Annotated in this window: 12 protein-coding genes; 1 reads left to right on the forward strand and 11 read right to left on the reverse strand. The window is 64.1% G+C overall.

Annotation, left to right across the window (positions count from 1 at the left end):
• Nucleotides 1-77: 77 nt before the first annotated feature.
• From JWV26_RS13275 to JWV26_RS13325, 11 genes are all read right to left on the reverse strand, one after another.
• The gene (locus JWV26_RS13275) at nt 78-692 is read right to left on the reverse strand and encodes a TetR/AcrR family transcriptional regulator (protein WP_206417045.1); all 615 of its coding nucleotides are present in this window, start codon (nt 690-692) and stop codon (nt 78-80) included.
• Nucleotides 693-893: 201 nt separating this feature from the next.
• Nucleotides 894-2,576 carry a class II poly(R)-hydroxyalkanoic acid synthase gene (phaC, locus tag JWV26_RS13280; RefSeq protein WP_072423372.1) on the reverse strand — a complete coding sequence of 561 codons (1,683 nt, stop codon included), beginning with the start codon at nt 2,574-2,576 and terminating at the stop codon, nt 894-896.
• A gap of 36 nt (nt 2,577-2,612) precedes the next feature.
• Nucleotides 2,613-2,750 carry a hypothetical protein gene (locus JWV26_RS13285; protein WP_206417046.1) on the reverse strand — a complete coding sequence of 46 codons (138 nt, stop codon included), beginning with the start codon at nt 2,748-2,750 and terminating at the stop codon, nt 2,613-2,615.
• A gap of 29 nt (nt 2,751-2,779) precedes the next feature.
• A complete protein-coding gene (gene phaZ, locus JWV26_RS13290; RefSeq protein WP_003458999.1) occupies nt 2,780-3,637 on the reverse strand; it encodes a poly(3-hydroxyalkanoate) depolymerase in 858 nt (285 codons plus the stop codon).
• A gap of 141 nt (nt 3,638-3,778) precedes the next feature.
• Nucleotides 3,779-5,458, reverse strand: a complete 1,680-nt coding sequence (gene phaC / locus JWV26_RS13295) for a class II poly(R)-hydroxyalkanoic acid synthase (protein ID WP_072423371.1) — start codon at nt 5,456-5,458, stop codon at nt 3,779-3,781.
• A 296-nt stretch (nt 5,459-5,754) separates the two neighbouring features.
• Complete coding sequence (locus JWV26_RS13300; RefSeq protein ID WP_017678529.1) at nt 5,755-6,126, reverse strand: gamma-butyrobetaine hydroxylase family protein; 372 nt, start codon at nt 6,124-6,126, stop codon at nt 5,755-5,757.
• A 161-nt stretch (nt 6,127-6,287) separates the two neighbouring features.
• A complete protein-coding gene (gene hslU, locus JWV26_RS13305) occupies nt 6,288-7,628 on the reverse strand; it encodes an HslU--HslV peptidase ATPase subunit (protein WP_017678530.1) in 1,341 nt (446 codons plus the stop codon).
• Between the two features lie 40 nt (nt 7,629-7,668).
• Nucleotides 7,669-8,199, reverse strand: coding sequence for an ATP-dependent protease subunit HslV (hslV, locus tag JWV26_RS13310; protein WP_003459006.1), 531 nt, complete (start codon nt 8,197-8,199; stop codon nt 7,669-7,671).
• A 96-nt stretch (nt 8,200-8,295) separates the two neighbouring features.
• Nucleotides 8,296-8,970 (reverse strand): SPOR domain-containing protein, encoded by a 675-nt coding sequence (locus JWV26_RS13315; RefSeq protein WP_021487790.1) that lies wholly within the window; start codon nt 8,968-8,970, stop codon nt 8,296-8,298.
• Nucleotides 8,971-10,710, reverse strand: a complete 1,740-nt coding sequence (gene argS, locus JWV26_RS13320) for an arginine--tRNA ligase (RefSeq protein WP_206417047.1) — start codon at nt 10,708-10,710, stop codon at nt 8,971-8,973.
• Between the two features lie 172 nt (nt 10,711-10,882).
• The gene (locus JWV26_RS13325; protein WP_206417048.1) at nt 10,883-13,102 is read right to left on the reverse strand and encodes a primosomal protein N'; all 2,220 of its coding nucleotides are present in this window, start codon (nt 13,100-13,102) and stop codon (nt 10,883-10,885) included.
• 158 nt (nt 13,103-13,260) lie between these two features.
• Here JWV26_RS13325 and rpmE point away from each other — a divergent pair, with 158 nt between their 5' ends.
• Entirely contained in the window at nt 13,261-13,473 is a 213-nt protein-coding gene (rpmE, locus tag JWV26_RS13330; protein ID WP_003459015.1) for a 50S ribosomal protein L31, read from the forward strand.
• The last annotated feature ends 15 nt before the right edge of the window (nt 13,474-13,488 follow it).

Genomic DNA, 13,488 nt, shown 5'->3' on the forward strand with positions numbered 1-13,488 from the left:
AAAAACGCCCGGCCTAGTGCCGGGCGTTTTCGTTTGCGGTCGCAGGGTGCGCCATGCACAGCAACCGAGGCTGCGCGTCAGGCTTCCAGATACCGCTGCGCCAAGTGCTCGACGGTGCTGCGTGAGGGCTGGTTCAGGTGTGGCGCTACCAGCATCATGATCTGGTACACCACCAGGCGCACTTCACCTTCCTGGTCGAGGATGCGCTGATAGTCGAGAGAGAACAGCAGAGTCAGGGTGATCTGCTCGACCAGTTGGCCGAGCGCCTGGGTGCCGCTGGCCAGTTGGCCGTCGGTCATCAGGCGGGCGAGCAGGGAGGCCAGCGTGCGTTTCAGCGCGTTCAGCCAGTGACGAATGCCGCGCGCCAGTTTCGGCAGACGCCCGGCCAGGTTGGACAGGTCCTGGAAGAGAAAGCGGTACTGCGACAGGCGCTCGACGATCAGGTGCAGGAACAGCCAGTAGTCCTCGACGTCCAGCTGGGCTTCGGCTGGCGGGTCGAGCAAAGGCGCCATCTCGCTCTGGAAACGCTCGAACAGCTCCAGTACCAGCGGCTCCTTGCCATGGAAGTGGTAGTAGAGATTGCCCGGGCTGATGTCCAGCTCGTTGGCGATTTCCAGTGTGGAAACGTTGGGCTCGCCCTGCTCGTTGAACAGCTGCAGAGCGGTTTGAAGAATGCGCTCGCGGGTTTTCATCCTTGGCTTCTTGTTCGATTAGGCGCGAAGGGCTGACGATAACCGGCCGGCGTGCAGCCGGCCATCCCTTTAGTAAAAGTCGCGTAGCGACATCTCTCATGTCCTTCTCCCTTCGGGGGAAGGTGGCGCGAAGCGCCGGATGAAGGATGTGGGCATGCCGCGCAGGTTTTGTTGGCGCTGGGGGCTTCGTGGCATGCCGCTTCAGCGGATATGCACGTAAGTGCCCGGTGCCGCCTCCATGGCCGGATGGTTCTGGTTACCCAGCGCCATCAGGGTTTCGCGTTGCGCGCCGGAGCGTGCCTGCATCCACTCCAGCCACTGTGGCCACCAACTGCCTTGCTGGTGCGTGGCGTCGTGATACCAGGCGCGTGGGTCGGAGGTGAGCTTGGTGTTCTCGTAGTAGTTGGCCTTGGGGTTGCCCGGCGGGTTGAGAATGCTCTGGATATGCCCGCTATTGGACAGAATGAAGCGGCGGTTGCCGCCAAGCAGCAGGGTCGAGCGATAGACCGCATCCCAGGGCGTGATGTGATCGTTGATACCGGCCACGCTGAAGCTGTCGACGTTGACCTTGGCCAGATCCACTGGCGTACCGCAGACCTCCAACGCACCCGCGCGGCTAAGCGGGTTGTGTTTGAAGAAATCGATCAGGTCGCCATGCAGTGCAGCGGGCAGGCGCGTGTTGTCGTTGTTCCAGTAGAGGATGTCGAAGGCGGGCGGCTGCTTGCCGAGCAGGTAGTTGTTGACCCAGTAGTTCCAGATCAGATCGTTGGGGCGCATCCAGGCGAATACCCTGGCCATGTCGCGGCCGTCCAGCACGCCTTGCTGGTAGGAGCGGCGCTTGGCCGACTCGAGGGTTTCCTCGTCGGCAAAGAGCATCGCCGGGCTGTCGATCTGGCTATCGAGCAGGCTGACCATATAAGTGGCACTGGCAACCTTGCGCAGTTGGCGGCGTGCCTGCAGGTGGCCTTGCAGGGCGGCGATGGTCAGGCCGCCGGCGCAGGCGCCGAGCAGGTTGACGTCCTTGCTGCCGGAGATGGCGCGGCAGGCATCGACGGCCTCCTCGACGGCCTGCACGTAGCTCGACAGGCCCCATTCGCGGTGGCGCGGGTCGGGGTTGCGCCAACTGATCATGAAGGTCTGCAGGCCGTTCTTCAGTGCGTACTGGACGAAGCTCTTGTCGTTGGACAGGTCGAATATGTAGTACTTGTTGATCTGTGGCGGCACGATCAGCAGCGGGCGCAGGTACTGCTTTTCGCTCATCGGCTTGTACTGGATCAGTTCCAGAAGCTCGTTGCGGAAGACCACGGCACCTGGCGTGCAGGCCAGATTACGGCCGACCTCGAAGGCGTGTTTGCTGACCTGGCTGGGCAGACCGTCGTTATTCAGCAGGTCGTCGAGCAGATGGCGCAGGCCCTTGAAGGCGCTGCTACCTCCGGTGTTGAACAGCTCCTTGAGTGCCTGCGGGTTGAGCGGGCTGTTCGACGGTGACAGGGCGTCGCTCATCAGCGATGCGAGAAAGCGCGCGCGGGCGCGGTCATCGGCCGACAGGTCGCTGTCGTCGATCCACGCAGCCAGTTGTTTCTGCCACGCCAGATAGGCCTGCAGACTGCGTCGGTAGAAGGGGTTGAGGTGCCAGGTCGGGTCGGCGAAACGCGCGTCTTGCGGGTTGACCTTGTGCAGGGTATCGCCGAGCAGCACCCGGCCAAGCTGGCTGCCGAAGGCCAGCAGATGACGTCCACTGCGCACCGGGTTCTTCAGGCCCTGGGCGGCCAGCAGGCGCATGGTGGACAACAGATCGCGACCGCGCACGCCGACCACGGCGCTCTGGGCATTCATGAAACTGGCAGGTGCCGGCAGTGAAGCCGGGTTCGACTTGTCTCGCATGGGGCAACACTCCGTCGTCAAACCGTCTAGAGACTTTCATGGCGCGGACTGCCTGACACGCACCTTGTACTTGTGCAGGGTGTGCAGCAAGCCCTGTACCAGGCGCGCGGGAAGTGCATTCCAGAGCGCCGCGTCGAACAACAAGAGGCCTTGAGCGGCCCCTTTGTCGAGCACGCAGAACATTGCGCACTACGCTGGTGCGGTCAATGCTGGCGCAATGGTGTGGGCTGCGGGTGCATCACCGCGCGGTGCCGTTCCTCTTCGAGAAACTTCATGATGATCGGGGCCACCGCTTCGGCGCGGGTAACCAGGAACAGGTGGCCGTCGTCGATCACGTGCAGTTCGGCGTTGGGAATGCGCCAGGCCAGCAGGCGCATGTTGATCAGCGGAATCAGTGGGTCGTCGTCGCCGGCCATCACCAAGGTCGGTTGGCGGATCTTGTGCAGCCAGTGGATGCTGGTCCAGCCGAGGCCGGCGAACAGCTGCCAGTAGTAGCCCATCTTGCCGCCCGAGCGCACCTTGCTGGCGTGCGCCATGGCCAGCTTGGGGTCGCGCCGGAAGGCGCCACCGTAGATGTCCGGGGCGATGCGCACACCGTAGGACGGCTGCACATAGCGGCGTGGGCTGGCCATGCGCCAGAGCACCTTGGGCTTGCCCGGCACCATCACCGCGCCGGCAGACGTGGCGGCGAGGATCAGCTTCTTGCAGCGCTCGGGATAGTCATGGGCGAACTGCTGCGCCAGGGCGCCGCCCCAGGACACGCCGATGGCATTGACCTGACCGTAGTCGAGGTAATCGAGCATGCGCGCTGCCAGCTTGGCCAGACCGGGGAAGCGGTAGGGCGTGGCCGGCGTGGAGGAACCGCCGACACCGGGGACGTCGAAGGCGATGATTTCCAGCTCCGGGTCCAGGGCGGCGACGAAGGGCATCACCAGCTCCAGGTTGGCGCCGATGCCGTTGAAGATCAGCAGCGGCACCAACTGGCTGTTGCCTGGCCGCACCGCGGTGCGGATGGTCTGCCCATCGAGATCGATGGTGCGGAATACGAATGGTTGCGGCATAGGCGCAGCCCCTGTGGAGTTGAGCGCTGGAGAGGGCCGTCCGGGCCGCCTCCAGGGTTACCAGGGGTTACCTGGTTCCACGCCGGTCAGACCGTCGTGGCGTGCGGCACTTCCCGGTGCCGCTGCGGTTGAGACTGAAAATCAGCGTTCGTGTACATAGGTGCCCGGAGCGGCTTCGCCGGCCGGGAATTTCTTGTTGCCCAGCGCTCGTGGTGCATTCTTGGTTTCGCCCGAGCGTTCGCTCAGCCACGTCTGCCAATGTAGCCACCAGGAGTCGGCGTGCTTGGTCGAGCTTTCCTGCCAGGCCTTCGGGTCCAGCGGCATCTCGCTGTTGGTCATGTAGCGCGCCTTGGGATTACCCGGTGGGTTGAGAATGCTTTGGATATGGCCGCTGTTGGACAGCACAAACTCGCACTTGCCGCCGAACAGGTGCGCCGACTTGTAGCAGGAGTCCCATGGCGTGATGTGGTCGGTGGTGCCGGCGACGACGAAGAAATCACAGGTGACCTGCTTGAGGTCGATCGGTGTGCCGCAGACTTCCAGCGCGCCCGGACGGGTCAGTGGGTTGGTCTGGAACATGTCGATGAACTCGCCATGCAGCGCGGCCGGCAGACGTGTGGTGTCGTTGTTCCAATAAAGGATGTCGAACACTGGTGGCTCGTTGCCGAGCAGGTAGTTGTTGACCCAGTAGTTCCAGATCAGGTCGTTGGGGCGCATCCAGGCGAACACCTTGGCCATGTCGCTACCCTCCAGTACGCCGGCCTGGTAGGAGCGGCGCTTGGCGGCTTCCAGGGTCTTCTCGTCGGCGAACAAGGCAACCTGGGTGTCGAGCTGGGTATCGAGCACGCTGACCAGCAGGGTCAGGGCGTTGACCTTCTGCTGGCCAAGCGCTGCATAGTGACCGAGCAGCGAGGCAGTGGTCAGGCCGCCGGAGCAGGCGCCAAGCATGTTGACGTCCTTGCTGCCGGTGATGGCGCAGATCACGTCGATGGCTTCCTTGAGCGCCTCGATGTAGGTGGACAGGCCCCACTCGCGCTGCGCCTTGGTCGGGTTGCGCCAGCTGACCACGAAGGTCTGTACCTGGCTGCGCAACAGGAAGCGCGCCAGGCTCTTGTCGGGTGACAGGTCGAAGACGTAGAACTTGTTGATCTGCGGTGGCACCACCAGCAGCGGGCGCTCGTGCACGCTCTCGGTGATTGGCTTGTACTGGATCAGCTCCAGCACATCGTTGCGAAATACCACGGCGCCGTCGGTGGTGGCCAGGTTCTTGCCGACCTCGAAGGCCTCCATGTTCACCTGGCTGGGCATGCCGCCGTTGTGCACCATGTCCTTGGCCAGGTGGGAGAGACCATCGAGCAGGCTTTTGCCGCCGGTTTCGAAGAAGCGTTTGACCGCGGCCGGGTTGGCCATGCTGTTGGACGGCGCCATGGCTTCGGTCATCAGGTTGATGACGAAGTGGCCGCGACTGGCGTCCTGCTCGGACAGCGAGCTGTGTTCGATCCAGTCATGCAGTTCCTTGCGCCAGGCCAGGTAGGTCTGCAGGTAGCGGCGATATAGCGGGTTCTGGCTCCAGGCCGGGTCGGCGAAACGGCGGTCGCCGTCTTCAGGCTTGAGCGCGGACTGGCCGAGCATGACGTTCTTCAGTTCGAGGCCGAAATGGGCGACGTGCTTGGCGCTGTGGAAGGGTTGCTTGAGTGCCTGGGAGAGCACCATGCGGGCAGAGGTCAGGAGATCCTTGCCGCGGATACCAATCACCGGGTTGAGTCCCAGGGTGTTTTCCGAGGCCTGGCGTTTCAGGTCTTCGTTATTCTTATCACTCATCTACGACGCTCCATTGTCCTGAGACGAATACCGGCCTGCCAGGGCGCACGGCGACACAGGGCCTGGTACTGCTCGGGTTACCGGGGGCGGATCGAGTCCGCGTATTTCGTTGCACCTGGCACTGCCAAATGCAGGGAACCTGCCAGTTCCTTGGTTACCCGAGTTTGTGAAGTTAAGCAAGCTGCTCGATGGCGCAGGAGTATGCCGCGATAGATTAGAAAACTCGCCCTAACTGTCGTTAACGTGGTCGTTGGCGGATGCGCCGAGCGCTCTGTGGCAAGGGTTTTCCTGACGCCTCAGAGCATCAGACGTACGACCGATTCGCTGGGGTCGCGGGATTTCCCTGCGGCGCTGAGCTGCGCCAGATAGTCGGCCCACAGCTGATCATGCCGGGTGGCCAACTCGTGCAGATAGTCCCAAGTGAACAGGCCGCTGTCATGGCCGTCGTCGAAGCACAGTTTCAGTGCATAGTTGCCGGCCGGTTCGATGCGCTCCAGGCCGACGTTGAGCTTGCCGGTCTGCAGAATCGGCTTGCCATGCCCCTGCACCTCGGCCGAGGGCGAGTGCACACGGAGGAACTCGGCGCTGAGCGAATAGCTCTGTTCACCGTAGCGCAGTTCCAGGGTTTTCGAGGCCTTGTGCAGTTTGATCGCGCTGGGGATGGGCATGGCTGGTTTCCGTGATCTTTTCAGGCGTTACGCCCAGTTGGGAGCCTGCACTGTTCTGTAGGAGCGGATTTATCCGCGAATTTCGCGGCTGAAGCGGAATGTCGCCCAGCCGCTCCTACAGAATGACGCCGACCACCGGCTACAAGATCGGGCTACGGGGCTTACAGAATATAGCGCGACAGGTCTTCGTCCTGTGCCAGCTCGCCGAGGTGACCGTTGACGTAAGCCGCGTCGATACGGATCGGCTCGCCGTTCTGCTGGCCTGCCAGGTCGCCGGCACTGAAGGACACCTCCTCCAGCAGGCGCTCGAGCAGCGTGTGCAGGCGGCGGGCGCCGATGTTTTCGGTCTTCTCGTTGACCTGCCAGGCGATCTCGGCCAGACGCTTGATGCCGTCTTCGGCGAACTCGATGTTCAATCCCTCGGTCTGCAGCAGTGCACTGTACTGCTCGGTGAGCGAGGCATGCGGCTCGCTGAGGATGCGCTCGAAGTCCTGCGGGCTCAGCGCTTTCAACTCGACGCGGATCGGCAGGCGACCCTGCAGTTCGGGCACCAGATCGCTGGGTTTGCTCAGGTGGAAGGCACCGCTGGCGATGAACAGGATATGGTCGGTCTTGACCATGCCCAGCTTGGTGTTGACCGTGCAGCCTTCGATCAGCGGCAGCAGGTCGCGTTGCACGCCTTCACGCGACACATCGGCGCCGCCGGTATTGCCGCGCTTGGCGACCTTGTCGATCTCGTCGATGAAAACGATGCCGTGCTGCTCGACGGCTTCCAGGGCTCGAGCCTTGAGTTCTTCCTCGTTGACCAGGCGCGCGGCCTCCTCGTCGCGCACCAGTTTCAGCGCGTCGGCGACCTTGAGCTTGCGGCTCTTCTTCTTGCCCTTGCCCATGCTGGAGAACAGGTTCTGCAGCTGGTTGGTCATTTCTTCCATGCCTGGCGGGGTCATGATCTCTACGCCCATGGGCGAGTCGGCCACTTCGATGTCGATTTCCTTGTCGTTCAACTGACCTTCGCGCAGGCGCTTGCGGAACAGCTGACGGGTATTGGAATCCTCGCTGCGCACCGGCTCGTCACCGAAGCCCTGGCGCGCGGGTGGCAGCAGCGCGTCGAGGATGCGCTCCTCGGCGGCATCTTCGGCGCGGTGGCGGACCTTGGTGATTTCCTGCTCACGCAGCATTTTCACCGCTGCATCGGCCAGGTCGCGGATGATCGATTCGACATCGCGGCCGACATAGCCGACCTCGGTGAACTTGGTGGCTTCCACTTTCAGGAACGGCGCATTGGCCAGCTTGGCCAGACGACGGGCGATCTCGGTCTTGCCGACGCCGGTGGGGCCGATCATCAGGATATTCTTCGGCGTGACTTCCTGGCGCAGTTCGGCCGGCAGCTGCATGCGCCGCCAGCGGTTGCGCAGGGCGATGGCTACGGCGCGCTTGGCGTCGTCCTGGCCGATGATGTGGCGGTTGAGTTCGTGGACGATCTCGCGGGGCGTCATGGACATGGAGTTTGGCTCGCTATCGAATCTGTATGAAGAACGGACGTCACTCGGGCGCGTCCAGTTCCTCTATTGTCTGGTGATGATTGGTGAACACGCAGATGTCGCCGGCGATGCCGAGTGCAGTCTGCGCTACCTCGAGGGCGGACAGGTCGGTCTTCATCAGCAGGGCGCGGGCGGCGGCCTGGGCGAAGTTGCCGCCGGAGCCCATGGCGATCAGGCCTTCCTCGGGTTCGACGACGTCGCCGTTGCCGGTGATGATCAGCGAGGCGTCCTTGTTGGCCACTGCCAGCATGGCTTCCAGGCGGCTCAGGCTGCGATCGGTACGCCAGTCCTTGGCCAGCTCGACGGCGGCGCGCACCAGGTGACCCTGGTGTTTTTCCAGCTGGCCTTCGAAGCGCTCGAACAGGGTGAAGGCGTCGGCGGTGGCACCGGCGAAGCCGGCCAGCACCTGGCCGTGGTAGAGGCGGCGCACCTTCTTGGCGTTGCCCTTCATGACGGTGTTGCCGAGGGAAACCTGGCCGTCGCCAGCCATCACGACCTTGCCGTGGCGGCGCACTGAAACGATGGTGGTCAAGGGTGAATCTCCACGCTGCGGGGCGAACTTGCCCGGATGGAAACTCAGATGGGGGGCCCGCCGCAGCTTTTCAACCGGCGGCGGGTCAATCGGCGATCAGCGGACCTGGCGTTGCTGTAACAGCAGGTTGCTGAAGCCGCCGGCTGCCAGGGTCTTCTGCGCGCTGGCCAGTTGCTCGCGGCTGGCGAAGGGGCCGACCAGTACGCGGTGCCAGGTTTCCTCACGCACCTTGCCGGTTTCTACCCGTACGTTCTGGCCGAGCAGGATGATCTGCGCGCGCAGGCCGTCGGCGTCATCGCGTTTACGGAACGAGCCGGCCTGCAGGAAGAACTGCGTGGTGACCGGCGCGCTTGCCAGGACGGGTGGTGGGGGCGGCGGCACCTGGCCGTTAAGGGCCGCTTCGGCGCGAGCGGTGTCGATCTTCGCGGCTTCTTCCGGGGTGACCGGCTTTTGCTCAGGCACGGGTGGTGGCGTTTCTTCCAGTGCCTGCGGCAGGATCACTTCCGACTCCGGCAGCAGAGTGTAGAAGTCGTACTTGGGCCTGGATGGCTCGGGTTGCGTCGGCTTCGGCTCAGGCTTGGTGCTGCGCACTTGTTCGCCCTTGTCGCGCTTGATCTCGTCACGGCCTGGTTCGAGGCTGAACAGGAACATGAAGAAACCGCCGACCACCAGGCCGCAGGCCAGCCAGATCCAGCCCGGTACCGGCTTCTTCGCTGGGGCCTGATAGCGACTGGCGCCGCGTTTCGGCGCCGGCTTCTTGCGCGCTGCCATTTACATCCGCTCCAGAGTTTCCAGGCCGAGCAGCTCCAGGCCCTGCTTGAGGGTGCGGCCGGTCAGGGCAGCCAGGCGCAGACGGCTGTCGCGCGTAGCTTCGCTCTCGGCGCTGAGGATCGGGCAGTTCTCGTAGAAGCTGGAGAACAGGCCGGCGATGTCATACAGGTAAGCGCAGAGCATATGCGGCGTGCCTTTCTCGGCGACATTGCCGAGCAGCTCGCCGAACTGCGCCAGTTTGGCGGCCAGGGCCTGCTCCTGATCGGCGACCAGGGTGATCTGCCCGCCGATTTCATCCACACCCTTGCCCAGCTTGCGGAAGATGCTGGCGACGCGGGTGTAGGCGTACAGCAGGTAGGGTGCGGTATTGCCCTCGAAGCTGAGCATCAGGTCGAAGTTGAAGCTGTAGTCGCTGGTGCGGTGCTTGCACAGGTCGGCGTACTTCACCGAGGCGATGCCGACCACGCGGGCGATTCTACGCAGCTCGTCCTCGCCCAGTTCCGGGTTCTTGTCCTTGACCAGGCTGTAGGCGCGCTGTTCGGCTTCGTCGAGCAGTTGCACCAGCTTCACCGTGCCGCCGTCGCGGGTCTTGAACGGGCGGCCGTCCGGGCCGTTCATGGTGCCGAAGCCCATGTGTTCCATGTCCATGCTGGCCGGGACGAAGCCGGCCAGGCGCGCGCAGGCGAAGACCATCTGGAAGTGCAGGGCCTGGCGCTGGTCGACGAAGTACAGCACGCGGTCGGCCTTGAGCACGCCTGCGCGGTAGCGGGTGGCGGCCAGGTCGGTGGTGGCGTACAGGTAGCCGCCGCCTGCCTTCTGCACGATCAGCGGGAGCGGGTTGCCTTCGGCGTTCTTGAATTCGTCCATGAACACGCACTGGGCGCCGTTGTCTTCGGTCAGCAGGCCCTTGGCGGCGAGATCGGCGACCACCTGCGGCAGGTCGTCGTTATAGGCGCTCTCGCCCTTGACGTCGGCCATGGAGAGCTTGACGCCGAGACGGTCATACAGCGCCTGGCAGTGCGACAGGGAAATGTCGTTGAAACGGTGCCACAGGCGCAGGCACTCGGCGTCGCCGGCCTGTAGTTGCACCACCAGCTCACGGGCGCGGTCGGCGAACTCGAGGGATTCGTCGAAGCGCTTCTTGGCGGCGCGGTAGAAACCTTCCAGGTCGGCCAGCTCGCTTTCGGCGGCGGCCGGGTTTTCCTGCATGTAGGCCAGCAGCATGCCGAATTGGGTGCCCCAGTCGCCGACATGGTTCTGGCGGATCACGGTGTCGCCGAGGAACTCCAGTACGCGCGCCACGCCGTCTCCGATGATGGTCGAGCGCAGGTGGCCGACGTGCATTTCCTTGGCCAGGTTCGGCGCCGACAGGTCGACCACCACGCGCTGCGCGGGGCCGTTCTTACGCACGCCGAGCTGGGCGTCGGCCAGTGCCGCTTCCAGGTACTGAGCCAGGACATCGCTGTTCTGGAAGAAGTTGAGAAAGCCGGGACCGGCGATTTCCACCTTGGTGATCTGCTCGTCGGCCGGTAATGCCGCGATCAGTTTCTCGGCCAGGTCGCGCGGCTTCATGCCGGCGGGTTTGGCCAGCATCATGGCGATGTTGCTGGCGAAGTCGCCGTGACTCTTGTCCTTGGTGTTCTCCACCTGGATGGCCGGCGTCAGGCCAGCAGGCAGCACGCCTTCGGCGGTCAGGCGGTCGAGGGCTTGCTGGATCAGGTGGCGAATGCTGTCTTTCATGTTCGGCTCGGGTTGCCTTGGGGCTTTGATCGAAAACTGCGCATTATAGAAGTAGCGACAGGCTGCAGGCCATAACTTGTAGGGTGCGCTATGCGCACAAAGGGTTGCCTGGTTGCGAATCGAGAAGCGGGTGCGCACGGCGCACCCTATGGTTAGGCGAAGCGGTGGTGCGTCAAAACAGGTCGATCGGGTCGACATCCAGCGACCAGCGCACTGCACGACCGCTGGGCATTTGTTCCAGTGCATGCAACCAGCGGTTGAGCAGCCTGTGCAGTGGCGCGCGGGCATTGCCCTGCAGCAGCAGTTGCGCGCGGAAGCGCCCGGCGCGGCGTTCCATCGGTGCGGGCACCGGTCCGAGCAGTTCGATGCCGGTCAGACCCAGTTCGCCCAGCAAATGTTCGGCCTCGCTGCAGGCCTCATCGAGAAAACTCTCGGCCTGGCCAGGCTTGTGCGCTTCGGCGCGCAGCAACGCCAGGTGGCAGAACGGTGGCAGACCGGCACTGCGGCGTTCGCTCAGCGCCTGTTCGGCGAAGGCGAAGTAGCCTTGCTCGGTCAGTTGCACCAGCAGCGGATGGTCGGCCAGGTGGCTCTGGATGATCACCTTGCCCGGTTCCTCGGCGCGGCCGGCGCGACCGGCAACCTGCACGATCAGCTGCGCCATGCGCTCGCTGGCGCGGAAATCGGCGGAGAACAGGCCGCCGTCGGCATCGAGGATCGACACCAGTGTCACTCTGGGGAAGTGATGACCCTTGGCGAGCATCTGGGTGCCGACCAGGATGCACGGCTCGCCCTTGTTGATGGTGGCGAACAGGCGATCCATCGCCCCCTTGCGTGACGTGCTGTCGCGGTCGATGCGCAGCACCGGGTAGTCGGGGAACAGCACCGCCAGGCGCTCTTCGGCGCGCTCGGTGCCAGCGCCGACCGGGCGCAGGTCGACGTGCTGGCATTTCGGGCAGTTGCTCGGTTGCTTCTCGACATGCCCGCAGTGATGGCAGCGCAGTTCCTGGTAGCGCTGGTGCACAGTCATGCGTGCATCACAACGCGGGCACTCGGATAACCAGCCGCAGTCATGGCAGAGCAGTGTCGGGGCGAAGCCGCGGCGGTTGAGAAACACCAGCACCTGCTGGCCGGCGGCGAGGGTCTGGGCGATGGCCTGCTGCATCGGTCCGGAGATGCCCGAGTCCAGTGGCCGGCTCTTCACGTCCAGGCGTAGGAAGCGCGGCTGGCTGGCACCGCCGGCGCGCTGTGTCAGCTTGAGCAGGGCATAGCGGCCGCTGTAGGCGTTGTGCAGGCTTTCCAGCGAAGGTGTGGCCGAGCCGAGGACGATGGGCACGTCTTCCTGGCGGGCGCGCACCAGCGCCAGGTCACGGGCGTGGTAGCGCAGACCTTCCTGCTGTTTGTAGGAAGCGTCGTGTTCTTCGTCGACGATGATCAGCCCCGGGTTCTTCATCGGCGTGAACAGCGCCGAGCGCGTGCCGATGATGATGTCGGCCTCGCCATCGCGTGCCGCCAGCCAGGCGTCGAGACGCTCGCGGTCGTTCACTGCCGAATGCAGCAGGGCGATACGTGCATTGAAGCGGCGAGCGAAGCGGTCGAGGGTCTGCGGCCCGAGGTTGATCTCGGGGATCAGCACCAGCGCCTGCTTGCCGGCCTCCAGGCATTGGTGGATCAGTTGCAGGTAGACCTCGGTCTTGCCACTGCCGGTGACGCCCGCCAGTAGGAAGGCATTGAACTGGCCCCAGCCTGACGCCACGGCATTCACCGCGGCACGCTGCTCGGCATTCAGTGGTAGTTCCGGTTGTGCCAGCCAGTGCGCCGGCTTGGCATGAGGCTGGGTGCGGCGCACCTCGACCCGTACCAGCCCCTTCTCATGCAGTAATTGCAGGCTGTCGCGGTTGAGTTGCAGCTGGCTGAGCAGGCTGTGGGCAACGCCATGCGGGTGTTGCGCCAGTGCCTTGAGCGCGTCGCGCTGGCGTGGCGCGCGGGCCAGGCGTGGGTCGTCGACGCTGGCGCCTTTGTTGGCCAGCCAGTAACGCTCCTGGCGGGTTTCGGCGGGTTCGCCCTGGCGGAGCAACACGGGCAAGGCCCAGCTCAGGGTGTCGCCTAGGCTGTGCTGGTAGTACTGCGCCGTCCACAGGCACAGCTTGAACAGCGACGCCGGCAGCGGTGGGCGGGCGTCGAGCAGTTCCAGGGCGGGCTTGAGCTTGTCCGTCGGGACCTCGCTCTGGCTGTCGACTTCTACCAGCACGCCGATCATCTCGCGCCGGCCGAAGGGCACGCGTAGGCGTGCGCCTGGCTGCAAGGCGCTGCGCGACACGCCGGCGGGGGCGAGGTAGTCGAACAGGCGGCGCAGCGGCGAGGGCAGCGCGAGGCGCAGGATCAGGTTGGGCAAGCCAGAAGCTCCATTGACAGGCCGGCGATCTTAACACGCGACGACCGGCGCCTTGCGTGGCTTGCATCGGTCTGCGTCTCTGGTAAGATGCGCGGCCTATTTCTGTGCGGTGCCTGACATTGGTCGGGTGGCGGCACGACTACCCCGAGGAAAGCACGATGAAAGCCGATATCCATCCGAACTACGTCGAAATCGACGCTACCTGCTCCTGCGGTAACGTGATCAAGACCCGCTCCACCCTGGGCAAGAACCTGAGCCTCGACGTTTGCTCCGAGTGCCATCCGTTCTACACCGGTAAGCAGAAAGTGCTGGACACCGGCGGCCGTATTGATCGCTTCAAGCAGCGCTTCGGCGTATTCGGCGCCAAGTAAGCGACCGAACGAAAA

The organism is Ectopseudomonas toyotomiensis, from assembly GCF_017167985.1.
In the GTDB taxonomy this organism is placed as follows: Bacteria; Pseudomonadota; Gammaproteobacteria; order Pseudomonadales; family Pseudomonadaceae; genus Aquipseudomonas; species Aquipseudomonas toyotomiensis.